The sequence below is a fragment of the Stappia sp. ES.058 genome, assembly GCF_900105595.1.
Lineage (GTDB): Bacteria > Pseudomonadota > Alphaproteobacteria > Rhizobiales > Stappiaceae > Stappia.
Window position 1 is genome coordinate 3,910,552 of record NZ_LT629784.1, and the last position, 22,454, is coordinate 3,933,005.

Below are 22,454 nucleotides of genomic sequence, written 5' to 3' on the forward strand. Positions count from 1 at the left end.
AGGTCGTCGTCACCTGCATTCCGCCGTAGCTCCGGCTCATTCGATCAATCTGCTATCCGAGGTGCTCAACCAGCATGTCGCGCGCATCCGATACAAACTTTGGTTCTCCACGCCGCGGCAGAGATAGCTTGAATTCGACATCTGGCAGTTTTGGAAGCTCTGGATCGCTTACGAATATTCTCATTCCTTCAGGAATTGCAGAGTCGTTCAGGCAAGCAATACCGAGCCCAGCGGACAAGGCCAGATGGAGACCTCCTATTCCGGACGCGGAATGTTCAACGGCATAGCGAATGCGGTTGCTGTCCAGTGATTTTATGATGAAACGTTGCAGAGAGCAGGTATCGGGCATCACCACAAGAGGCAGCTCGCCTCCGGGAGGTGACCTGAACGACTCTTCCGCAATCCAGCGCAAGGGCTCGCGGCGCAATGTTACCCGCCTGTCCTGGTTCATCTCTGCCGTTTGAGCGCTATTCAGGATGGTCATGGACAGCCCGATGTCGAATGCGCCGCTTTCAGCCTCTTCCACAATGCGAGCGCTTTTCAGTATCGATACGCTTAAATGGAGCCGGGGAAACTGATCCCGTAATCGCTTCAGGATTTCGGGCAGAACCGCCGGACGAAAATAATCGGTGATCGCCAACCGCAGGCTTCCTGCGATTTCGGATCCGTGCATGTCGCGATAGGCGGTTTCGCTTAAGGCGAGAATCTTCCGGGCGTGCTCCACCAGCCGTTTGCCGGCAGGTGTCAGGCACGAGCCAGCCTTGCTCCGGATCAGAAGCGACTGGCCGCAGGCCTCTTCAAGCTTGCGGACCTGTTCGCTCACGGCGGATTGCGATCGGAAGAGGCGCGGCGCGGCGCCGGAAAGGCTGCCTGTTTCGGCAACGGTCACCAATGTGCCGAGCAGTTGCAGGTCGAAGTGGGTCATCATCCATCCAACATATTTTCCGATGGATGATATCATATATTCCCGTTTTTCAAATGGAAGAACCGGTCCTAGAGTGAGTTCAAACACACGCAAACAAGGAGGTTTCAAGTTGCCAGGGATCATTCTTACCCATTCCGGACTGCCCGGCCCGGTGCAAGCCGCCCAGCTCGCTGCGGATCTGGCGGAGCTGACATGCAGAATCCTCAAGAAGGAACTCGGCAGAACCATGGTGATGCTTCGCCACCAGCCAAAGGATCAGTGGTTTATCGCCGGACAATCCCTTGCCGAGGACGGCAGGAATTCCTTTCGGCTCGAAGTCTCGATAACCGAGGAGACCAACACCAAGGATGAGAAGGCGGATTTTCACAAGGCTGCATTCGAATTGCTATCCGATCGGTTGGGCAATTTGCATCCCCATTCCAACGTTCATGTCATCGACTGCAGCGCGACCTCTTACGGGTATGGCGGCGTAACGCAGGAATGGCGCTATCACCATGGCTCCCCACAAGCTCCGCACACTTAGGTGGTCGATGTGTAGGACGCCACGGTGGCCTGCCCGATTCGGGTCGACTCTGACGTTTCCCCCGAGGTTTCCCGCAGGCCTGAATCTCGGAGGTGTCGAAGAACAGCCGGTTGGCGATGGGGCCGCACGGAGCGCCGGCACGGCCCATCGACTGATGCAAGCCGACGCCGCGCTCCACGCGGAGACGATGGGATGGACGACATGATCGCCGTCGTCCCGGCGTTTGAGACCCGCTGAGTCAAGACCATGCCCCGAGGGTTATCCAGTGAGGATTGCACGGTGAGAACAGGCCGCCTTACCGATTTCCGCCTATCGCGCCACCGCCATGACCGCGCTGCCGCCGAGCATGAGCCCACCGCCCCCGTAGCCCATGCGGCGACGGGCGATCTGGCTGCGAAAAAACCGTCTTGCCTGCGCCGCGATGAGTGCATAGGCGGCAAGAAGCACCACGACGACCAGGCTGGATGTCAGCGTCAGCAGGGCTAGTTGCAGTGGCAGGTCGCCATCCGGGTCGATGAACTGTGCAAGGAACGCCATGTAGAAGACAATCGCCTTCGGGTTCAGAATCGCCGTCATGGCTCCTGCCCAGAAGCTTGCCCAAGAGGAAGACCCTTGCGAATCGAACGCCATGTCCGGTCCCTCGCGGCGTGCGGCCATGATCTGGCTCAGCCCCAACCATGCGAGGTAGAGGACGCCGGCCCATTTGACAATCTGGAACAAAAGGGCTGACGAGTGAGAATGGCGCCGACACCGGCAAAGGACAGTCCCACGAGCACGATGCTGCCCACGACATCGCCGAAGATGCACATGGCGGTGGCCCACCTGCCGCGCGTCAGCGACTGCGCGACTACCAGCATGACGCTCGGCCCCGGGATGAGGGTCAGAACGACACAGGCGATGGTGTAGGCAAGCCAGGTTTCCAATGACATGTTCTCATACCTTTCAAGTGACTCGCTTTCACTTCATGCCGACAGGTGCCCACCGCCACGGTGGCATCGGGGCGCAGTAAGATAGCCACGGTTAAGGCACGGGTAAGATTTTGTCCGGCGTCTCGACGTCGCCGGCAATGCGGACCGAACCGGCCTTCACGGTCTACCCGTGACCTCAACTCCCGTGAAATCCAGTTCCCGAAAGTCCACCACCATCGGCGCCCAGCCGGTGGCCGCCTTTAGCTTTGCAGCAGTCATTTGCTGATTAAGCGCGGGGCCCTCGGCCCAGGCTCCGAACCTGGCAACGACCTCGTCGACACCGAGCGTTGCAGGGTCATAGGGTCGTGAGAACTGCGCGCAAAGCGCGCTCACGACGTCACCGACACGCACACCTGCTTGTGCAACCGCGCTAAAATGCCCGCTCAAGTCTGTCCGGTCCAACAAATTGCAGTAGGCACACGCCAAATCACGGCGCTCGATCAGGGGCCAGCGCGTCGAAGGATTGCCCCAGATCTCGACAGGTTTCGGCTCTCGCCGTGACGCCAGAATATCCTCAAATACGCCGCCACCCTCATGGTAAGCCATCGCCGGATGAACGATTGCCGCCGAGATACTGCTGGCATTCAGCAGCATTTCACTGTGATCGAACATCCACCTTAACGCTGGCAACGAATCGAAGGAATGGTCTTCGGATGCGACCTCATCGCCGGTTTCGCCATAAAGCCGACAACCGCCTGTATAAAGCCATTTGAATGCCGATTGACAGCCTGCGCTTCCTGACGTGGACTCATCCATTGCCCGGCAGGCGATGCTTGCTTCGTCGAGAGGGATCGGCTCAGTCTCCCAAATCATTAGGAAAACTGAATCAGCCCCAGCCGGCCGTTTCAAGCGGAGTTGTTTACACAATCAGCTCATATTGGTTCTTTTACCGCTTGTATTTTACGAATGGCGTACAGCTTGCGACGCGGTCGTAGAGCTTCCTGGCAACATGGTTATTCTTGTCGGTTAACCAGTAAACCTGCGAGGAATATTGCGCATCCGCCTCAGCATATACTGCTTCAATGAGGGCGCGCCCGACTCCCTGCCCCCTTGCAGATGGATCGGCGAATAAATCTTGCATGTAGCAACGCGGATTCCAGTCTGAAGTCGATGGTACAAAAAAATAATTCGCAAAACCGACAAGGTGGCCATTCATTTCAGCCACGAGCCCATTAGGTTGTCCTGTATTTTCAACAAGGGCCGTCCACGTTCTCTGGGTAGTTCTTTCTTCCACCTTGCGAAAATAAAAATCATTGTACCCAGACCAGAGCGCCAACCAGTCTAATCTGTCGTCCACTAAAGCATCACGAATTTTTATGCCTAGCATCTGCAATCCTTAATAAGCTCATAACCTTCATATTCGTGCATGACTTGTCCGAAATGGCGCATTTATGGCGTCGGGAACGGGAAAGCAGAAAACGCTTTGGTTGCCTCTGCGCGGGCGCAAAGAGCGGCGAGTGCCGGGTGAGACTCGGCACCGACAAGGTCCGGAAGCGATTCTCGGGAGAATCGGAATGCGACGGCACACGTGATGTCTGCCTGAAGCGGGCGGGCATCGAAGAGCCAAGGGTCGGCCTTTCCTACATGTTCCTCCAGCAGCCGATAGGCCTCTGACAATTGGCCGCCGACGCGATCGACCCAAGGCTGATGCCGCTTTTCCGCCGGACGGAGATTGTGTTCATAAACGATCTGGACGGTCTTCTCGCAAGCAACAAGAGCCAGGCCGATAACCCTTTGTGCCTGGACATGCACATTGATGTCGCTCGGCGTGAGCTTGCGATCGGAAGAGGCCAGCCGCTCGCCAAGCTCAAGGAGCAAGCCGGAATCCATCAGGACGGTTCCACCATTCATCATCAGTGTCGGTGCTTTCACGACTGGGTTGATGGCAGCGAATGCGTCGAAGGCTGAGAAGACGGATAGAGGCTTGTGCTCGAAGCTGATGCCCTGAAGGCGAAAGGAAATCGCCACACGCCGCACATAGGGAGAATCCAGCATCCCGATCAATTTCATTGTCTGCACCCCGGATCAAACCTCGTTTATGGGAAGCTCTTTGATCCTCCCGCACCGATGACGCTACCGGGACGGCAGCATCATTGCGAGTGGCCGAATTTGCCACTATCGTAACAATCATGCCAAACGACTATCGTCCACTCGTCGTCATCATTGCTTATGACCAGCTCTGCACATTCGAGTTCGGCTGCGCCTTCGAAGTCTTCGGCCTTTCACGCCCTGAAATGGGGCCCGGCTGGTATCGCTGCAGGACGGCCGCTGTCGAGCCGGAGCCGATCCGGGGCGCAGGTGGATTGCGCCTGGAGACCGATGGCGGGCTGGAACTTCTCGAAGCGGCAGATACGATTGTCATTCCGGGTTGGCGCGGACCGACCGCAGCTGGTCCCGAAAGGCTCCTCGATGCTCTCCGCCGAGCGAATGCGGCGGGGACCCGCATCGTCGCGATCTGCGGCGGGGCGTTCTTGCTCGCTCAAGCCGGTCTGCTTGAGGGCAAGCGTGCGACGACGCATTGGCGCCACCTCGATGCATTGTCATCTCGCTATCCGGAGATCGTGGTTGAACGAGACGCCCTTTATGTCGATGAGGACGATATCCTCACGTCGGCCGGAAGCGCCGCTGGCCTCGATTTGTGCATCCATATTGTCCGAAAGGATTTTGGAGCGAAAGCTGCCAACAGTGTCGCGCGCAGATTGGTCGTTGCGGCTCACAGAGATGGCGGCCAATCGCAATTCATCGAACGATCACTTCCTCCCCCGTCCGGCGCGAGGCTCTCGAATCTGCTCGAAGCGGTTCAGAGGCGAATTGGTGAAAAATGGACCATCGAACGCATGGCGGCGGAGGCCCATGTCAGCGTTCGTACGCTTCACCGACACATCCGTGAGGCAACCGGTCTTGCACCTGGCGACTGGCTTCAACGACAGCGCCTAGCTTATGCTCGCGATCTTCTCGAGGAAACAACCCTGTCCATAAAAGAGGTTACAGTTCGAGCCGGTTTCGGCACAACCACGAATTTCCGTCAGCATTTCCGCGCCGCCAGCGGTTTGTCTCCGGCGACATTTCGGGCCCGGTTTCACCTTAGGCAAGACACGTTGGGTCAGTCTGCCGATTGTTCAGATATGAACACAAGTGGCGGCGGAGCTTCAATCTGAGGTTGATGAACATCCGACGCAATTGAAGTGGTCCCCATGCCGCCAGTTTCGGATCTCGCCCATGCGAAGCTCAACCGCTGATCCTGCGGTGAATGGAATGCGGCTTCGGGAAAACGGATATGGCAGTTTCACAAAAGTCGTTTGACCAAGAATATCGTCTGAAGCAGTAAAAACGTCGATGCAACTCTCGCGAAAAAGAGGGAGACATGAGGGTATTCATTCTGGGTGGGACGGGGTCCATTGGCACCGCAATTGTTCGCGAACTGCACTCCCGATCGCACGACGTTGTCGCTCTATGCCGTTCCGAGATCTCTGAAGAAAAGATCAGAAACCTCGGCGCAATACCTTATCGAGGCGACATGCGCGCACCGGAAGCATGGGTGAACGCCGCCATCGACCATGATGCTATTATTCAAACCGCCGCAACCTTTACTGAGGACATGGAAGATGTTGATGCGCGGGTTGTTTCGGCTCTAATCTATGCATCGGCAAATGCAAAGAAAACACGTCGTCTGCTCTACACTGGCGGATGTTGGCTCTATGGCGAGACCGGAGGAAACCTAGCAACGGAAGATTGGCCGTTTAATCCCCTACCAGCATTTGCCTGGATGGTGAGACATGCCGAACGGCTGTTGCGTGCCGAATTCCTCTCAACCGCCGTCGTTCATCCGGCAATGGTTTATTCCGAAGACGGCGGCGTGTTCGAAGAGTTCATTGACGAGGCACGAGGCGGGCGCGCGATTGAAATCTGGGGAAGCCCCGATACACGTTGGCCAATAATACACCGCTCTGACCTCGCACGCGCCTATTGCGATCTGCTGGAAAGACCTGATCTGACTGGGCATTTCAACGCCGGTGCAGAACAAGGTGTCCGGGTGAGCGACATTGTGAAAACCTTGGCTGACCGGCATGGCAATACGCTTGAACCGTTGATCTTGGGAGTCGAAGATCTTGTCGAACGCCATGGCGACTGGGCCAAGGGGCCGACGCTTGATCAGCAAATGTCATCGCACAAACTGCGTCAGGCGACTGGTTGGGAACCGAAAGTCGGCGATTATCGTCTGTCAGATCTGCTTGCCTGAATTCAGATTTTGACAGCAAAGCCGACCACAAGGAGGAAAACCGGTTGTGAGCCAAACCACGCATGACAATCGCCAGGGTGTTTTGTTCGAGCCACTGCTGCTGCCCTGCGGCACCATATTGAAAAATCGCATCGTTAAGTCGGCAATGTCGGATTCCCTGGGCGATGGGACCGGGCATCCCACGCAAGCACAGATCAGATTGTATCAACGCTGGGCCGAGGGCGGTGTGGCCCTGTCGATTATCGGAGAGGTTCAGGGCAGCGGAAAACTTGCCGAGAAACCGGGAAATCTCGTTCTCGACGACAACGCCGATCCGGAACGGTTCGAGGCGCTTGCCTTTTTCGGTGCCACGCATGGTGCCCAGCTTTGGCTCCAGCTCGGTCACGCCGGCGCCTTGGCTTATCCCTCGACCAGCACCCCCACGGGTCCGAGCGCACTCAACCTGCCCGGCTTGATCTGCGCGGAGCTGTCGCGGGACGAGATAACAGCGCTGCCCTTCGAGTTTGCGCGAACGGCTCGACTGGCTCGGGACGGGGGTTTCGGCGGGGTTGAAATTCATGCGGCGCATGGATTCCTGATCAGCCAGTTCCTGTCACCTTTGTTCAACCGGCGCACCGATGACTATGGCGGCTCCATCGACGGGCGGATGCGGCTCTTGCTCGAAGTCGTGGGGGCACTTCACTGAGCCAGACACCCTGGAAATTCCGGCCCAGGGCGATCCAAAGACTGGGAGCACTTCAAAGCGTGAGCAAGGCTGATTGGCGAACGCGGACAAAACGGGAAGCAGCCCAGTAACACTTCGGGACATCGGTGCCGTCAGATTTCCAGCAGGAGCGGCAGATGGTCCGAGACCTCGGGTTGTTCGGGCACCTCGAATGAGACGACCTCGACCGCGCCATTGACCAGCATGTAGTCGGCGAACCGGCCCGGTTTCTTGTAGTGCGACGACCGCGTGCCGGAAAACCCGCAGCCAGTCACGAGTTCATCCATGCCGATCTCGTTGAACACCTCAAAGGTTTGGCTGTCCGGTTCGACGTTGAAGTCGCCGCAAATGATGAGGCGGTCGCCCGGTTCTGAAACGCATGTGGCAAGGCCGGCAAGCCTTTGCGCTTGTTCCATGCGCTCGGGCGTGTCCATTTTTCCCCGCAGATCCCGCAGGCCATGCATATGCGCGATTGTCACCGGCCAGCCCCTTTCGTAGTCGTAGAGACGCACCGCGTGAGCGCTGCGGGACCGGGGGTGCTCCCCATAGCCGTACGCGGAGAAGGATTTGTGGACGAACCCCTGTATCTGCGCGATCACTGGAAAATCCGCGCGAACGAAGGTGGCCAGCCCCCATTGGGACGGGATACTCTTGTCATCGTCCCAGAGAACACCCTGCGCCGCCGGGCAGAACGTGGCTGTGTGTCCCGGCAAGGCCTCGCGGACGTCGCGAAAGAAGTTCGCGCGCTGTGGCAGGACATGATCGCCATCGCGATAGGTCAACCAGTCTTTTTGCGTGGCGGGCGTGTGCACGACCTCCTGGAGGCACAGCACGTCGGGCGATGTTTCGCGAAGGTAGTTCTGCAGGTGACTGTCAAGCTTGCCGCCCCATCCGTTCAGACACATGATACGCAATTGGCATTCTCCTTGTTTCACCGTTCGACTGGCCGGGGGCGCGATCTCCATTCCCGATCTGGAAAATGGGGCCAGGACACTCGTGTGGCGCTCGCAAGGCGCATTCAGACCGGTGATGCGCGATGGTCAGGTTTCAGGCGTGCCCCCACAGTCCGGCAATTGAGCGAAGTACACGGATGAAATCCCGGCTGGTCTTGCCAAGCGTACCAACCAATTCCATTTTCAGAATTGAGAATGTTTTTCACAGCATAAAGTTGATCCCGAAAATTTTGATCAGATCGCTCAGCGGCACTGATGCTGTGATCGCACCCGCAATATCTTTGGAAAAAGAAGAAATTTTCGTACGCCGCCAATCTGGCACCGGCGCGCCAAGCGGGCCGGTGTGAGTGAGGAGTTCCTTCTATCTGCTTATTCGTTACATCCAGCGACTTGCGCCGACGAGCCAAGCAGCATGATCGGGGGAACATGCGTTGCAGGCTTTGAAGCCGTGCTTTCGAGCCTCATCCGGCGTATCGAAAAACTGGACATCGTCCCGGTCAGTCGGGCGGTTGCGGCAAAGTGGGGAATGGTAGAGATCATCGGCCATGTTTCCATAAACAAATGTTCCGGCAGCCTGCGTATCGCAAGTCTGGATAGACTGCCAACGTAGGTCATTCTTGGTCATGATATCGTCGTTTCCCTTTTTCGGGATGTTGTTGTGCGGACGGCCTTCCATGGTCGTCCATCGATCGCCGCCAGGCCGATGCCGATCAACGCCATGCCCGCGAAATGGCGGGCAAGCAGGACTTCGCCGAGAAACAAGGTGCCAAGGAGAATTGCACTCACTGGAATGAGGAAAGTCACCAACAAAAGATTTGTCGCCCCCGCCGTGGCGAGGATGCGGAAATAGAGCACATAGGCCAATGCGGTTGAGATCGCCGCCACACCGATCAATGCACCGACAGCGATCAGGCTGGGTGCCTGAAGCGTCCAGGGACGATCCACCAGCATGACGAGCGGTAACATGATTAGACTCGACGCAACGACCTGCCCGGTCGCTGTGCTCATCGGACTGATGCCCATTGCCCTGAAACGACGCCCGTAGATGCCTGCGAAGGCATAGGAGACCGCCCCGGCCAGACATATCAGTTGCGCTACGACATTCACGCCGAAATTACGGAACGCATCCGCACCGATCATAACTGCGACTCCGATGAAGCCGATCAACACACCGGACAACTTGCCCCCAGTCATACGCTCATCGCGGGTCAGGACGTGGGCAAGAATAACTGTGAACAGCGGCGTCGAGGCGTTCAGGATCGAGGCTACGCCCGAGGCGATGTGCTGCTGTCCCCAGACGATCAGAGAAAAGGGAATGGCATTATTTAGAAGCCCCATGCCGAAAAAGGCCGTCCAGACCCGTCTGTCGCGGGGCATCCTTTCACCCCGCAACCGCATGATGACAAGCAGAATGATGGCAGCAAGCGCGACGCGGGATACCACCACGGTGAAAACCGGCAGTTCCCGCACGGCAATGCCATTGAAAAAGAACGACCCGCCCCACACAGTCGCCAGGGCAAGCAACATGGTCCATTCGAAAGGGGTCATCGGGCGGTTCGTTGTGGATGCTGCCGACACGTCAAGTCCTTTGTTTCAGTCTGTGGTTGTTCTGCGAGACAACGGTGTCATGTAAGGGTTTTGCTGCGCGATCCGTTTCTTGCGCTCAAAACCGGAAGACCTGCTTTAAAAGCAAGGAACGGAGTGAGACCGATATCCGGTTCCCTTATGTTGTTCTCGACATCTTCAACCGAACGAGTCCGACATGGCCGAAAAGCAGACACCCACCGAACTTGATCCGCGCTGGAAAAATGTGGTGGCGCGTGATGCCGGGGCTGACGGTTCTTTCGTTTTTGCCGTGAAAACGACCGGCATCTATTGCCGGCCCTCGTGTCCGTCACGTCGGGCGAAGCCATCGAATGTGACATTCTACGACACGTCTGCGGATGCGGAGACAGCGGGCTATCGCGCTTGTCGGCGGTGCAATCCGAACGGGCAGTCGTCGGCAGAAGCAACTGCGGAGATTATCGCGGAGGCCTGCCGGCTTATCGAGGCATCTGACAAGATGCCAAAACTCGACGATCTGGCCCGGCTGGTCGGCTTGAGCCCGTTCTACTTCCATCGTCAGTTCAAGGCGATCACAGGTCTGACGCCGAAACAGTGGGCCTCGGCACACCAGGCCAGCAAGATTCTGACCGGGCTTGCGGACCAGACGGAGAGCGTCACCGGCGTCATTTACAGCGCTGGCTTCAATACCAACAGCCGCTTCTATGAACGTTCCAATGACGTGCTCGGAATGACGCCGACCGCCTACAGGAACGGTGGCGCGGACACCGACATCCGCTTTGCCATGGCCCAATCTTCGCTCGGAGCGATTCTCGTAGCCCAAAGTTTGCGGGGAATTTGCGCGATCAGCCTTGGCGACGATCCGGAACAATTGCTCCGTGACCTCCAGGATCGCTTTCCCAAAGCCAATCTGATCGGCGGCGATGAAGCGTTCGAGGCGCATATCGCTCAGGTGGTGGGTTTCATCGAGGCGCCGCAGATCGGCCTGGACCTGCCGCTCGACATACGCGGAACCGCGTTTCAGAAACGCGTATGGCAGGCTCTGCGGCAGATCCCACCGGGCCAGACGGCGTCCTATACCGACATCGCCCGTGAAATCGGCGAACCGAAGGCTGTGCGGGCCGTGGCCCAGGCCTGCGCGGCTAACAAGATCGCGGTGGCTATTCCCTGCCATCGGGTTGTCAGGAACGATGGCGCGCTTTCCGGGTATCGCTGGGGTGTGGAGCGCAAACGCGCTCTTCTCGAAAAAGAGGCTCAGGCGTGAGCATAGCCACGGATGTCATGCCTTTAGCGGAGGAGAGGCAACGGTGCGTAACAGAAAAATAGTTATTACAGGTGCGGGCCGCGGTCTCGGTAGAGCCTTGTCGATTGTTGCCGCGCGTCGAGGTGCGTTTCCCATCTTGCTGGGCCGATCCGAGGATGCCCTGCAAAGCGTTGCTGACGTGATATCCAACGATAGCTCTCCGAGGCCGAACATCGTGGTTTGCGACCTGTCCGACACTGCATCAGTGACTCAAGCGGCCACCGAGATTGCCATCTCTCATCCAGACATCGACATCCTTGTCAACAATGGCGCTCATTGGACAGGCGGAGCCTTTGAGCATCAAACCAACGATCAGATATTGGCAGTCGTCAACTCCGTGGTTACCGGTACATTGGTCCTTACCCGGCAACTGCTGCCCTTGCTCAAGGCTAGGGCGCACGCGGATATTCACACAGTCGTATCGATGTCGGGCTTGTCGTATACGAGGTTTGCGGGAGCCTCACTGCCATTCCGGGCCGCAAAATCGGCCCAGGATGGCTTTGCGAAAGGGCTTGTCGAGGAACTGCAGGGGAGCTCGGTTCGCGTGACATCGATCTATCCGGGTATGATCGAAGACGTATCGCCGGAGGCGCCGGAGTGGAACAGAGAACGCGGGATCAATGAGAGTCTGACAAACAGGGACGTGGTCGATGCGATCCTTTTCGCTTTGTCCGCCCCGGCGAATGTTTCATTTCGCCAGATTGTCATTGAACGCACCCGCTCCGATTTCCTGCTTTCTGGATGATCATGCAGCGAGGATTGATTGAGCTACTCGCCACCGCTTGGACAGGCTTAGGTGTTTGATCCCATGTTTTGATGGTGCACTCTTTTCACCGGAATGGAGGGAAGCACTATGGGACAGGTTCTACACGGCAGCGCCACAACGACAGAGGCGATCCGCCAGAACGATGGCCTTGGATAGTAGCCGGGAAAGCAGCGGCAGCGCCTGGTGGCCGTCATAGGCCTGGCCTTCGCTCAGGCTCAATCCGATCGACAGCTCTTCGATCCGCGTCCACCAGCATGGTGCCGGCGCGAAAAAGGGGGATCTGAAGATCCGTGCATGGGACAGTCCCGCGGCGGTTTGACGACCAGGATCCATGCACTGGTCGACGCCGAAGGTCGCCCGGTGCGGATCGAACTCACCGCCGGGCAGGCCGGCGACGCGCCGATGGCGACGAAACGGCTCGAGACGGTGGCGACGGGCGCAATCTTGCTGGCCGACAAGGCTTACGATACCGACGGCATCCGCACTTTCGTGGCTGCACGCGGCGGATGGGCGAACATCCCGCCACGGATCACCCGCAAAGGCACATTCGCCTTCAGTCGCTGGGGTTATCGCCAGCGCAACCTCGTCGAACGCTTCTTCAACCGCCTCAAGCAGATGCGCGGTATCGCCACACGGTACGATCGGCGTGCCGACAACTACCTCGCAGCAATCAAACTCGCCGCGATCCGCATCTGGATCAAAGCGTTATGAGTCCGCTACCTAACTCACCTGTCGTGGGTGCATCCGGCAGCACGTCAAGGACCCGGAGACTCTTCAAGATGGCTGCAGGGAAGGCGGGACCTGCGTCATCGACGCTGCCTGTCAACCGGCGCGTTTACCAGTATCCGCTCGGGGAAATCGGCTCACTGGAACGGTGCGAAGAGGGCCGTCTTCGCGAAATCGCGGCGAGTGTCTCAGGCAGTGTTTACTTGCAACCCAGGGCGGGCCTTGGCCAGTGGAATAAAACCTGTTTTTCTTTAGTGTTAAATGAGCATGAAGTGCTATTAGATAATATATAAGCTAAATCATTATGCCAATAATTCGGAAAAAAGTAGGAGAATTAGAATTGACAAGCCGGTGAGGGGGACATAGCGTTTTGATACTGGAGCGACGTGAGTGTATGGGGGTCTTCATTGTACAAGGTGGGAATCGATATTGGCGGCACGTTTACTGACTACGTTGGGTGGAAGCGTGGTGACCCGGGCCTTCTGACGTTCAAGACGCCGTCCACTCCTGGTGATTTTGCCGATGGCTTTCGCACCGGCCTCGACCACGTCATCGAAGCGCTTTCCATCAACAAGGAAGCCTCCGTGGTGGTGATGCATGGGACCACCATTACAACGAACACAATCATCGAGCGCAACGGAGACAGTATCGCCCTGTTCGTGACGCGCGGCTTCCGGGATTTGCTGGAGCTTCAACGCTTGAGGCTAAAATCGGTCAACGATCTTTTCGGTAGCCGGACTCTTCCCCTTGTGGATCGAAGCATGGTTTTCGAGGTCGACGAACGCTTGATGTCGGACGGCAGCGTTCGGGAGGCAATCGATACGTCGCAAGTGCAGGAACTGGCGCGCCGCGCAATTGCGGCCGGAGCGAAAGGGTTCGCCATCGCATTCATGCACAGCTATCGCGATCCTGTGCACGAAATAGCTGCGCGAGACGCAATCGCAGAGATTCTGCCTGATGCTCATGTCAGCCTTTCAAGCGACATCTGGCCGCGCATTGGCGAATATGAGCGAGCAACGCTTGCCGTGCTCAATGCGTATGTGCAGGGCAAGGTAGACAAGTATTTCAGCGACGTTGCCGGATATCTGGCGACCCGCCTCCCCAATGCGCGGATGTTCATTACGCGGTCGAACGGTGGTGCCATGGCCGAGGGCGAGGCACGCCAGAAGCCCGTACACACGCTCTTGTCGGGACCTGCTTCCGGTGTCACCGCTGCGCAGATGCAGGCCCGATATTCCAGTATCGACAAGGTCCTGACAATGGATATGGGCGGCACGAGTACCGATGTGTCTCTCGTGATCGAAGGGCGATCAACGATCTCGGAAGATGCGGAGGTCGGAGATTTTCCGCTCATCATGCCGTCAACAGGTATCGAGGCCATCGGCGCCGGGGGTGGATCCATCGCCTGGATCGATCACGGAGTGCTTCGAGTCGGTCCCCGTAGCGCCGGAGCGTCGCCCGGCCCGGCTTGCTTCGGGCGAGGGGGCACCCAGCCAACGCTGTCGGATGCCTACCTCGTTTGCGGCTACATCAACCCCGAAAATTTCCTCGGCGGTCGAATGACGCTCGATCGGGAAGCGGCCCAAGCAGCGCTCAAGCCGCTGGCGGACCATTTGAACAAGGACGTTGCCGCGACCGCGCAGGCGATCGTCAATGTCGCGACATCCAACATGGGTGCGCAGATCATGCCTTACCTCGCACGTCATACTGTGGACCCGCGGCAAGTCACTTTGCTGCCATTCGGCGGAGCCGGAGGCATTCATGGACCGTTGCTGGCGGCCGAAATCGGGCTTCATACGGTCCTGATTCCGATGCAGCCGTCTGTTTTCTGTGCCCTCGGCGGCGTCATGTCCGATCTGGTCCAAGATCAGGTCCGGATGGTGCAGGGGCAGGTCGTTGATAGCGCGCTGATTGCGAAGACCTTCAATGAACTTGAGGCGGAGGCGCGAGAGTGGCTCTCGCAGCAGGTCAACGCGGGTGCCGATATCGAAGCCGAATTCGACTACTCCGGCGAGGTTCGCTACGCGGGGCAGTCCTATCAATTGACGATTCCGGTGAGTTCTTCGGCCGCGAAAGAAGGGGATCTGAATGCGCTGGTAAGCGCGTTTCACGCCGAGCACCACCGCGTCTATACCCATTCGGATCCCGATGCGCGCGTCGAGATCACCGCCCTTTGGGTTCGCATTCGAGGCGTCCAGGCAAAGCCGGGAATGGCGCCGATTTCCACATCGGCGTCCAAAGAAGCTGCGGTTATTTCACGGCGACAGGTATATTTCGGCGAGGAAATCGCAAACGACACCCCCGTCTACGACCGAAGCAGTCTGGCACCGGGAACCCGTCTGGCGGGCCCGGCGATAATCGAGCAAAAAGACACGACCATCCTGCTGCATCCGGCATTCGATGCCGAGGTGCTGGAGGCTGGACAAATCCTGATGACACGGAACGCTTGAAATGGATCCGATTCAAACCACCATCATGAATAATCGCTTCACAGCGATTGCCGAAGAAGCTTCCGCGACGTTGCGCCGGACCGCGCACACCACCTTCGTCAAACTCGTTCAGGACTATCAGTGCGCGATGGCCACGCCGGATGGTGACATGTTCGCCTACCCGACCCAGAACGGCGTCAATGTCTTTATCGGGTTGCCGCTCAAAGCGTTGATCGATGCGATTGGCATCGAGAACATGCGCCCTGGCGACTGTTTCATCACAAACGACCCGTTTACCACCAAGGGCGTCGTAACGCATTTGATGGACGTCACCATGCTCAGGCCCGTGTTCTACGACGGAGAACTGGTGGCGGTCACCTGGGCGTTTGTGCATTGTTCGGATATCGGCGGCGCTGTTCCCGGGAGTATTTCGCCAAAGTTTACCGAATACTTCCAGGAAGGTTTGCGGGTGCGTCCGATGCGCCTTATCGACCAAGGCAAGATCGTACCGGAAATCCGGGACATATTCTTGTATAATTCCCGCATTCCCGATGCGATGTGGGGCGACTTCATGGCGATGCTGTCGGCCCTGCAAAGCATGGACAAGCGGTTGGGCGAGTTGTTCGATCGCTACGGCGTGACCATGATCAAGGATGGCATCAACGACGCGATCGATTTCGCCGAATTGAAAGCCAGAAGCATCATCCGCGAAATACCCGACGGAACCTACTATTTCGCAGATTACCTGGAGGGAATATCGCCAGGAGACTATTATTTCCTGAATACGAGTATGCGGATCGAGGGGGATTCAATCTTTTTCGACTTCTCCGGCTCCGATCCGCAGATGCCGTCGTCGTATAACTTCGTGACCGGCGATCTTACGCATCCCTACCTCGTCCAGGCCGTGGTGTATTTCCTGCTGTCCAAGGACAAGGATATACCCAGGAATGCCGGCATTCTGCGGCCCGTAAAGGTCAATACGCCCCAAGGCACCTTGATGAACGCCCTCCCTCCGGCCGCAACCGGCGTGCGGACAGCGTCGAGTACCCGCATCTACGACACGATTATCGGGTGTCTCAACCAGGCCTATGAAAAGCCCGTTATCGCGGCGGGAACGGGGCAGGCGGGGATCATGGTGGTCAACGATTTCTCTCCGGTCGATGGCCGCGAGCGCGTAAACGTGATCAATCCGCTGTGTGGCGGCGGCGGTGCGCGAAACATCGTGGATGGGATCGACGGCACCGACCCGAGGTTCGGGCATCTTCAAAGCGTGCCAACGGAAGTCATCGAAGTTGAAACCGTGATGCTGGTCCATGCCTACCGGCTCGTGTCAGACAGCCAGGCGGCCGGAGAATATCGCAGCGGCACCGGCATCGAGTTCGTTATGGAAAATACCGGCCTTCCTGCAAAAATGACCGTTCGCGGCATGAACCGCTTCAACTTCCGGCCCTGGGGCGTCGGTGGCGGCCACCCTGGGTCTCTCGGTCAGGTTATCCTCAATCCGGGAGAGAAAACGGAAAAGAACATCGGCAAGATCGATGTCCTTAACCTCGAGACCGGCGATGTCGTCCAAATTCGGACCCCCACGGGTGGCGGCTTCGGCAACCCGCTTGACCGTTCGCTTGATGCAATTGCCAGTGATCTGAAGCGCGAGCTGCTGAGCCAGTCGCGCGCCGAGGAAGTCTACGGCGTTGTATTCGGCCCGGGCGGTGAAATCGATCGTGAGGCGACCGAAGAAAACCGCAAGAGGATTTTAGAGACACCGCAGAACAAAAGCCATTCGATATTCGATCGTGGCCCCGAAATGGATGCCTATCGTACTATCTGGAGCGATGAAGCCCGTTCATGGCTCGCCAAAGAGGCGCTCAAGCAAACCTTTTCCCTGCGGCAGGCGCTTTTGACCAAGGTTCGCGACGATTTTTCAGGCCGGGGCGAGCCAGTGGAATTGCATGAATTGAAATTGGCTTTCGATGCGCAACTGGCGCGGCTAACAGGTTCCAAAAAACTCGTACCCGCCACTGCAGATTGACCAAATGAAGGAGGGATCACTGACCAAAATAGGGAATACTTCACCATAGCAATTCTCGGTCGTGCAGAGCGCGTTTCGAGGGCCTAAAACAGGAGAAGGCAAAGTGAAATTATTCACTATCGCGACAACGATCGCATTCGCCGCGAGCATAGCGGCAACCAACATCGCTTCGGCGGAAACCTGGAAACTGGCGGCGCAGCACGGCACGGATTCGGTCGAGGGCATGGCCATAACCAAGTTCTCCGAGCTCACGAAGGAATATACGGGCGGCGACCTGGAAATCCAGGTCTTCCCCAACGAGCAGCTGGGGAAGATCGGGACGGTCATCGACCAGGTCAGCGCCGACGTGATTCAGATCGCACCGACCTCGGCAACCTTCTTGTCCAAGTGGGTTCCCGCCATCAGCTACATCAGTGCTCCGTTCATTTTCAAAGACTACGATCATTGGGTCCGTTTCATGGATTCCGATCTTGTGGAGGGCTGGATCAGCGAAGCCGAGGAAAAGGGCAATATCAAAGTCCTGGGGGACATCGCCGCATGGCCGCGTAGTTCCTATCGTGTGCTCCTCTCCGACAAGCCGGTTAGCGGGCTGGAGGACCTTCAGGGTCTGCGCGTGCGTCAGTTCTCCAACGAGCTTATCGTGGACGCCTGGACTCATCTGGGCACCGAGGTGCGGGTACTCGGATCCAGCGAAGTGTATGATGCAATCAACCGCAAAATCGTTTCAGCCGCAACTTCGCCGCTGGCCGAGGTTCTGTCATCCAAGAACTATGAGGTCGCGCCGTACGTCATGCGTACAAACGAATATCCGCAGGGCCTGGCATTCCTGATGAGCCGCGAGGCATTCGAAGGCTTGAGCTCCGAAAATCAGGAAGCGTTGGAAAAAGCCTTTGCCGACGCGGCGCAATATGTGCGCGACCTTCTGGCCTCCAACGATCAAGCTACCATCAGTGAACTTAGCAATCTGGGCGTAACCTATACCGAGGTGCCGCTCGGCGATATCTACGAGCGGATGGCCACGTTCTACCAGGGGCGTGACGACAAAGGGGAGTTGCCGGACGGATTTCTGGCTGTAGTCGAACAAACAAAGTAATCCCTCGGCGTAAAACATGAAAGTATAGGATTGGGATTTCCGATATGCGCGGAGGCGTTCTTTATAAAATTCGCAGTATTTTTGCGGGCATGGCCGGTGCTCTTTTGCTCGTTATTATTGCTGCAAATGCGGTGAACATTTTTTACCGGTTCGCCTTCGGCAAGGCTTTCAACGCCGTATATCCCTGGACGATAGTTATATTTACCTGGGTCGTGTTCCTCGGTTTTTATGTCTACGTCTACGACAAAAAGGACGTCGCGGTCGATGGCATCATCAAGCGGCTTCCCGTTCCCCTACAGAAGGCAGTGGCGATTTTCGTCACTGCCTTGATGTTATTCATTCTCGGGCTCATTCTCTGGACGGCCCCGGAACTGATTTCCATTCAGTTCAATCCCATGGATATGGTGGGGTTGCCTTATTACACGCTCGCGCTTCCGCTTTTTGCCTCGGCCATTCTGATCTCGATCACGGTGACGTTACGGCTTTGGCAGGTCCTGACCGACGAAAAGCCGCCCTATGCGCGCGAGCCACTTCACGAAACCGAAACAGGACTGGATTAGGTTATGGTCGGTATTGCCATATTGATCGCTCTATTCGGCTTGATCATGCTCGCTGTACCGGTGAGCTTCGCAATTCCGGCCGCAGCCCTGACAGGATTTTTGTTTGCCGGCTGGGATTCGAGCTACGTCATTGTAACTCAGCAACTAATCGACGGCGTGAGCAAGCCGGCTCTTGTTGCGATCCCGTTCTTCATTTTCACGGGAAGCGTCATGAACCGCATCGGCCTGACGGAGCGAATTTTTGCGCTTGCGCTGGCATTTGTGGGCCACTTCCGCGCGGGACTCGCGCATGTGAACGTACTTGCCTCCCTAATCTTCGCCGGCGTTTCGGGCTCCGCTACAGCCGATATAGCCGGCCTGGGCCAGATCGAAGTCAAAGCCATGCGGGCCCGTGGCTATTCGCTGGATTTCGCCGCAGCCCTGACCGTTGCGACGTCCATCGTCGGGCCGATTATTCCTCCCTCGATCACGCTCATCGTATACGCTTGGTTGTCAAACACCTCGATTGCGCGTCTCTTTCTCGCAGGCCTCGTTCCCGGTTTACTGGTCGGTCTGGCCTTCATGGTTTATATCCGGGTTACCGCCATCTGGACTAAGTATCCGGTTGAGCCGCGCGCCACATTTCCACAAATCACCAAGGCGGCAATTGACGGGCTCCCGGCTGTCGGGGCGCCTTTGATCATCCTTTGCTCGATCACCTTCGGTTTGACGACCGCGACGGAAGCTGGTGTGCTCGCCGCAGTCTACGCGCTGTTACTCGGGGTGTTTTATCGCACCATCAGCTTCGAGACCGTGTGGGGAGCCGCGCTCGAAACAGTCAACGTGACCGCGTTCATCATGATGATCATCGGTGCGTCCACGATCATGAGCTGGATATTGACGTTCGAACAGGTGCCACAGTCCTTCGCCAGCGCGGTTCTGGAGTATGTCGACAGTCGCACCGCATTCTTGCTGGTAGCCATTTTGATCTTCGTAGTCTGCGGGTTTTTTCTGGAAGCGACACCTTCCCTGATCATTCTCATGCCTCTGCTGCTGCCATCTGTCGATGCTTTTGGTGTCGACCGAGTCCAGTTTGGCATCGTATCAGCTCTGGCGCTTCTGATCGGGCTGGCAACCCCGCCAGTGGGGGTAGGCCTCTACGTTATGTCCGGCATGGTCAACATTTCGCTTGAGCGTTTGAGCCTGGCAATCCTTCCCTTGCTCATACCTGTCTTTGTCGCACTGTTTCTCATTGCGTTCTTTCCGCAATTAACGCTCTGGCTCCCCAATCTTCTACTAGGAGGGTAGCAACCCGACCTACGAGGTGAGGTTGAGCTGCCGCGCAAACTGCCAGGAGCCGTATCATCGCAAATTCAGCGCGACGCCCGCATTCCGCTCATTGGGGCGCCTTCTATCCCGTTGTGGAGAACGGGAAATTCGTGGGTGTTGAACCATTTCCGTCAGATCCGGCGCCATCGCCGATCCTTAACGCCATGCCCGAGATGGTGGATGGTAGGGCGCGGGTACGTCAGCCGGCAATTCGACGCGGCTGGATGGAGAATGGTCGAGGGCGCGCGACCGACAAGCGGGGCGCCGACGAATATGTGCTTGTGAGTTGGGCAGATGCACTTGATTTGCTCTCACAGGAATTATTGCGCGTTCGCGAGACGTGCGGGAATGAAGCCATTTTTGCGGGCTCTTACGGTTGGTGCTCAGCAGGACGGTTTCACCACGCCAAATCTCACCTGCAGCGGTTCATGAACCTGTTCGGTGGCGCTGTCGGCCAGATCAACAGCTACAGCTTCGCTGCCGCCCAAGCACTCCTGCCCCATGTTATCGGTACTCTTGATCCGCTTACAGGACCCCTGTCCTCATATGACGGCATTCTTGAAAACACCCGGATGATGGTCATGTTCGGCGGCGCGCCCGCCAAGAACATGCAAGTCGAATCCGGCGGTGCCGGAGAGCATATGGGAAGCGTATGGCTACGCAGGTGCTCCGAGGCGTCCATCCGGATGGTATCCGTCAGCCCGATACGCGACGACGTCGATACGAGTCTCGGTGCACAGTGGTTGCCGATCCGGCCCAACACGGATACGGCCTTGATTTTGGCCTTGTGTCACGTGCTGGTGACGGAAGAACTGCACGATGCGGACTTTCTCGCGAAATACTGTGTGGGCTTCGAGCGTTTCGAGTCCTATGTCCTCGGCAAGGCCGACAATATTGCGAAAACGCCGGAATGGGCCGAGGCCATTTCGGGCGTTCCTGCGCGCCAGATTTACGATCTGGCCCGCGCGATGGTCCGGAGCAGAACGATGATCACGATGGCGTGGTCGCTTCAGCGGGCCGATCACGGTGAACAACCGTATTGGGCAGCGATCGCCCTGGCGGCGATGCTGGGCCAAATCGGCTTGCCGGGTGGAGGATTCGGTTTCGGGTACGGAGCCGAGGCAAATCTGGGAAACCCTCTGCAACTTATGGACCTGCCGACATTTCCAACCGGCAGCAGTCCTCTGCCAACCAGAATTCCGGTAGCACGCATTGCCGACATGTTGCTCGAGCCGGGCCGGGAGTATGAGTTTAACGGAACCAAGGCGTCTTATCCCGATATCAAGCTGGTATATTGGGCCGGCGGCAATCCCTTTCATCACCATCAGGACATCAACAAATTGGTCCGTGCCTTCCACAGGCCCGATACCATAGTCGTGAACGAATGCTGGTGGACCGCCACGGCACGGCATGCCGACATCGTGTTGCCGGTAACAACGACCCTTGAACGCAACGACATCGGCGCCGCTCGGCGCGACCGGTTCTTGATCGCGATGCACAAGGCCGTTTCACCTGTCGGTGACGCCCGCACGGACTTCGAAATATTCGCGGCATTGGCCGTGCGGTGCGGCTTCGGCTCGGCCTACGATGAAGGGCGAGACGAGATGCGGTGGTTACACCACATGTATCGGACGGCGCAGCATCAAAACGGTCCGCGAGGAATCGATTTCCCGGACTTTGACCAGTTCTGGAGCGAGGGGCATGTGGAGGTGCCGATGCCGTCCAGGCCATACACTGCATTCGAGGATTTCCGCGACGATCCGGTTGCCCATCCCTTGCGGACTCCCTCCGGCCGCATCGAGTTGTTCAGCAGCCGGATCAGCGGTTTCGATTATGAAGATTGTCCCGGTCATCCCGTGTGGATTCCGCCGTGCGAGTATCTGGGTGCCCCGCTCGCTCAAAAATTTCCGCTGCATTTGCTGTCGAACCAGCCAAAAACGAGACTGCATTCGCAGATGGATGCTGCGGGCCCAAGTCTCGAGAGCAAGATTCTTGGACGTGAGCCAATGCGAATGCATCCTGCGGATGCCGCCAGGCGAGGAATTGCAGACGGGCAGATCGTTCGGGTCTGGAACGATCGGGGCTCGGTTTTTGCCGGCTCGGTCCTTTCGGAAGACGTCATGCCGGGGGTTGTCGAACTGGCCACGGGGGCCTGGTATGATCCAGCGCAGCCGTTTGGTCCGTGCCTGCATGGCAATCCCAACGTACTAACAGAGGATAAGGGGACCTCGCGGCTTGCGCAGGGCCCTGTCGCTCACAGTTGTCTCGTTGACATCGAACCGTGGTTTTGGGATCTGCCGGCAGTGACAGTGCACGATGGCGTGAAGGCAGCTCTGCCTGAGCGACCGGCAGAAGACTGATTTGG

The 22,454-nt window shown here is 57.5% G+C and carries 20 protein-coding genes and 2 pseudogenes; 14 read left to right on the forward strand and 8 right to left on the reverse strand.

Going from position 1 to position 22,454, the window contains the following annotated elements; translation table 11 throughout:
• Positions 1–52 precede the first annotated feature (52 nt).
• Positions 53–925: a LysR substrate-binding domain-containing protein gene (locus BLU32_RS18230; RefSeq protein ID WP_172838589.1), complete on the reverse strand. Its 873-nt coding sequence runs from the start codon at positions 923–925 to the stop codon at positions 53–55.
• A gap of 109 nt (positions 926–1,034) precedes the next feature.
• On the opposite strand from BLU32_RS18230, the gene BLU32_RS18235 reads away from it, so the two are divergent.
• A complete protein-coding gene (locus BLU32_RS18235) occupies positions 1,035–1,448 on the forward strand; it encodes a 4-oxalocrotonate tautomerase (RefSeq protein WP_093809306.1) in 414 nt (137 codons plus the stop codon).
• Between the two features lie 309 nt (positions 1,449–1,757).
• On the opposite strand, the pseudogene BLU32_RS18240 reads toward BLU32_RS18235, so the two are convergent.
• From BLU32_RS18240 to BLU32_RS18255, 4 genes and pseudogenes are all read right to left on the reverse strand, one after another.
• Positions 1,758–2,377 (reverse strand): annotated as a pseudogene (locus tag BLU32_RS18240) (LysE family translocator).
• A gap of 156 nt (positions 2,378–2,533) precedes the next feature.
• On the reverse strand, positions 2,534–3,172 hold the full coding sequence (locus BLU32_RS18245) for a hypothetical protein (RefSeq protein ID WP_157727741.1): 639 nt from the start codon (positions 3,170–3,172) through the stop codon (positions 2,534–2,536).
• Between the two features lie 130 nt (positions 3,173–3,302).
• On the reverse strand, positions 3,303–3,743 hold the full coding sequence (locus tag BLU32_RS18250; protein ID WP_093809310.1) for a GNAT family N-acetyltransferase: 441 nt from the start codon (positions 3,741–3,743) through the stop codon (positions 3,303–3,305).
• A gap of 62 nt (positions 3,744–3,805) precedes the next feature.
• Positions 3,806–4,426, reverse strand: coding sequence for a glutathione S-transferase (locus tag BLU32_RS18255; RefSeq protein ID WP_093809312.1), 621 nt, complete (start codon positions 4,424–4,426; stop codon positions 3,806–3,808).
• 89 nt (positions 4,427–4,515) lie between these two features.
• On the opposite strand from BLU32_RS18255, the gene ftrA reads away from it, so the two are divergent.
• The 3 genes from ftrA (at position 4,516) to BLU32_RS18270 (ending at position 7,341) form a co-directional block, all read left to right on the forward strand.
• Positions 4,516–5,574 (forward strand): transcriptional regulator FtrA, encoded by a 1,059-nt coding sequence (gene ftrA / locus BLU32_RS18260; protein ID WP_197673636.1) that lies wholly within the window; start codon positions 4,516–4,518, stop codon positions 5,572–5,574.
• Between the two features lie 206 nt (positions 5,575–5,780).
• A complete protein-coding gene (locus BLU32_RS18265; protein WP_093809316.1) occupies positions 5,781–6,656 on the forward strand; it encodes an NAD-dependent epimerase/dehydratase family protein in 876 nt (291 codons plus the stop codon).
• Positions 6,657–6,702: 46 nt separating this feature from the next.
• Complete coding sequence (locus BLU32_RS18270; protein WP_093809318.1) at positions 6,703–7,341, forward strand: hypothetical protein; 639 nt, start codon at positions 6,703–6,705, stop codon at positions 7,339–7,341.
• Between the two features lie 131 nt (positions 7,342–7,472).
• On the opposite strand, the gene BLU32_RS18275 is transcribed toward BLU32_RS18270, so the two are convergent.
• Positions 7,473–8,273 (reverse strand): endonuclease/exonuclease/phosphatase family protein, encoded by an 801-nt coding sequence (locus tag BLU32_RS18275; RefSeq protein ID WP_093809320.1) that lies wholly within the window; start codon positions 8,271–8,273, stop codon positions 7,473–7,475.
• Between the two features lie 176 nt (positions 8,274–8,449).
• Between BLU32_RS18275 and BLU32_RS21910 the strand changes: the two genes are divergently transcribed.
• Positions 8,450–8,659, forward strand: coding sequence for a hypothetical protein (locus BLU32_RS21910; protein WP_157727742.1), 210 nt, complete (start codon positions 8,450–8,452; stop codon positions 8,657–8,659).
• Between the two features lie 29 nt (positions 8,660–8,688).
• Here BLU32_RS21910 and BLU32_RS18280 read toward each other — a convergent pair whose 3' ends face one another.
• Together BLU32_RS18280 and BLU32_RS18285 are read right to left on the reverse strand one after the other, a co-directional pair.
• Positions 8,689–8,937, reverse strand: coding sequence for an Ada metal-binding domain-containing protein (locus BLU32_RS18280; protein WP_157727743.1), 249 nt, complete (start codon positions 8,935–8,937; stop codon positions 8,689–8,691).
• On the reverse strand, positions 8,934–9,860 hold the full coding sequence (locus BLU32_RS18285; protein ID WP_093809325.1) for a DMT family transporter: 927 nt from the start codon (positions 9,858–9,860) through the stop codon (positions 8,934–8,936). Before BLU32_RS18285 ends, BLU32_RS18280 begins: the two co-directional genes overlap by 4 nt.
• 214 nt (positions 9,861–10,074) lie before the next feature.
• Here BLU32_RS18285 and ada point away from each other — a divergent pair, with 214 nt between their 5' ends.
• The 9 genes and pseudogenes from ada to BLU32_RS18330 all read left to right on the forward strand — a co-directional run bounded on the left by ada (position 10,075) and on the right by BLU32_RS18330 (position 22,449).
• Positions 10,075–11,139 carry a bifunctional DNA-binding transcriptional regulator/O6-methylguanine-DNA methyltransferase Ada gene (gene ada / locus BLU32_RS18290; RefSeq protein ID WP_093809327.1) on the forward strand — a complete coding sequence of 355 codons (1,065 nt, stop codon included), beginning with the start codon at positions 10,075–10,077 and terminating at the stop codon, positions 11,137–11,139.
• A 43-nt stretch (positions 11,140–11,182) separates the two neighbouring features.
• Positions 11,183–11,923: an SDR family oxidoreductase gene (locus tag BLU32_RS18295; protein ID WP_157727744.1), complete on the forward strand. Its 741-nt coding sequence runs from the start codon at positions 11,183–11,185 to the stop codon at positions 11,921–11,923.
• 244 nt (positions 11,924–12,167) lie between these two features.
• A pseudogene (locus BLU32_RS18300) lies at positions 12,168–12,655 on the forward strand (IS5 family transposase); the annotation flags it as partial.
• 431 nt (positions 12,656–13,086) lie between these two features.
• Positions 13,087–15,120, forward strand: coding sequence for a hydantoinase/oxoprolinase family protein (locus BLU32_RS18305; protein ID WP_244501878.1), 2,034 nt, complete (start codon positions 13,087–13,089; stop codon positions 15,118–15,120).
• Between the two features lies 1 nt (position 15,121).
• The gene (locus BLU32_RS18310) at positions 15,122–17,128 is read left to right on the forward strand and encodes a hydantoinase B/oxoprolinase family protein (RefSeq protein WP_093809335.1); all 2,007 of its coding nucleotides are present in this window, start codon (positions 15,122–15,124) and stop codon (positions 17,126–17,128) included.
• A gap of 103 nt (positions 17,129–17,231) precedes the next feature.
• A complete protein-coding gene (locus BLU32_RS18315) occupies positions 17,232–18,221 on the forward strand; it encodes a TRAP transporter substrate-binding protein (protein WP_093809337.1) in 990 nt (329 codons plus the stop codon).
• A gap of 44 nt (positions 18,222–18,265) precedes the next feature.
• Positions 18,266–18,781 carry a TRAP transporter small permease gene (locus tag BLU32_RS18320; RefSeq protein WP_093809339.1) on the forward strand — a complete coding sequence of 172 codons (516 nt, stop codon included), beginning with the start codon at positions 18,266–18,268 and terminating at the stop codon, positions 18,779–18,781.
• Positions 18,782–18,784: 3 nt separating this feature from the next.
• Positions 18,785–20,068: a TRAP transporter large permease gene (locus BLU32_RS18325; RefSeq protein ID WP_093809341.1), complete on the forward strand. Its 1,284-nt coding sequence runs from the start codon at positions 18,785–18,787 to the stop codon at positions 20,066–20,068.
• A 56-nt stretch (positions 20,069–20,124) separates the two neighbouring features.
• A complete protein-coding gene (locus tag BLU32_RS18330; RefSeq protein WP_093809343.1) occupies positions 20,125–22,449 on the forward strand; it encodes a molybdopterin-dependent oxidoreductase in 2,325 nt (774 codons plus the stop codon).
• Positions 22,450–22,454: the final 5 nt, after the last annotated feature.

What these genes read in the sequence shown, in the direction of transcription:
- BLU32_RS18255 (WP_093809312.1), bottom strand. Translation starts at nt 4,426, where the DNA reads ATGAAATTGATCGGGATGCTGGATTCTCCCTATGTGCGGCGTGTGGCG.
- BLU32_RS18285 (WP_093809325.1), bottom strand. Translation starts at nt 9,860, where the DNA reads ATGACCCCTTTCGAATGGACCATGTTGCTTGCCCTGGCGACTGTGTGG.
- BLU32_RS18325 (WP_093809341.1), top strand. Translation starts at nt 18,785, where the DNA reads ATGGTCGGTATTGCCATATTGATCGCTCTATTCGGCTTGATCATGCTC.
- BLU32_RS18250 (WP_093809310.1), bottom strand. Translation starts at nt 3,743, where the DNA reads ATGCTAGGCATAAAAATTCGTGATGCTTTAGTGGACGACAGATTAGAC.
- BLU32_RS18280 (WP_157727743.1), bottom strand. Translation starts at nt 8,937, where the DNA reads ATGACCAAGAATGACCTACGTTGGCAGTCTATCCAGACTTGCGATACG.
- BLU32_RS18245 (WP_157727741.1), bottom strand. Translation starts at nt 3,172, where the DNA reads ATGGATGAGTCCACGTCAGGAAGCGCAGGCTGTCAATCGGCATTCAAA.
- BLU32_RS18320 (WP_093809339.1), top strand. Translation starts at nt 18,266, where the DNA reads ATGCGCGGAGGCGTTCTTTATAAAATTCGCAGTATTTTTGCGGGCATG.
- BLU32_RS21910 (WP_157727742.1), top strand. Translation starts at nt 8,450, where the DNA reads ATGAAATCCCGGCTGGTCTTGCCAAGCGTACCAACCAATTCCATTTTC.
- ada (WP_093809327.1), top strand. Translation starts at nt 10,075, where the DNA reads ATGGCCGAAAAGCAGACACCCACCGAACTTGATCCGCGCTGGAAAAAT.
- BLU32_RS18265 (WP_093809316.1), top strand. Translation starts at nt 5,781, where the DNA reads ATGAGGGTATTCATTCTGGGTGGGACGGGGTCCATTGGCACCGCAATT.
- BLU32_RS18310 (WP_093809335.1), top strand. Translation starts at nt 15,122, where the DNA reads ATGGATCCGATTCAAACCACCATCATGAATAATCGCTTCACAGCGATT.
- BLU32_RS18230 (WP_172838589.1), bottom strand. Translation starts at nt 925, where the DNA reads ATGACCCACTTCGACCTGCAACTGCTCGGCACATTGGTGACCGTTGCC.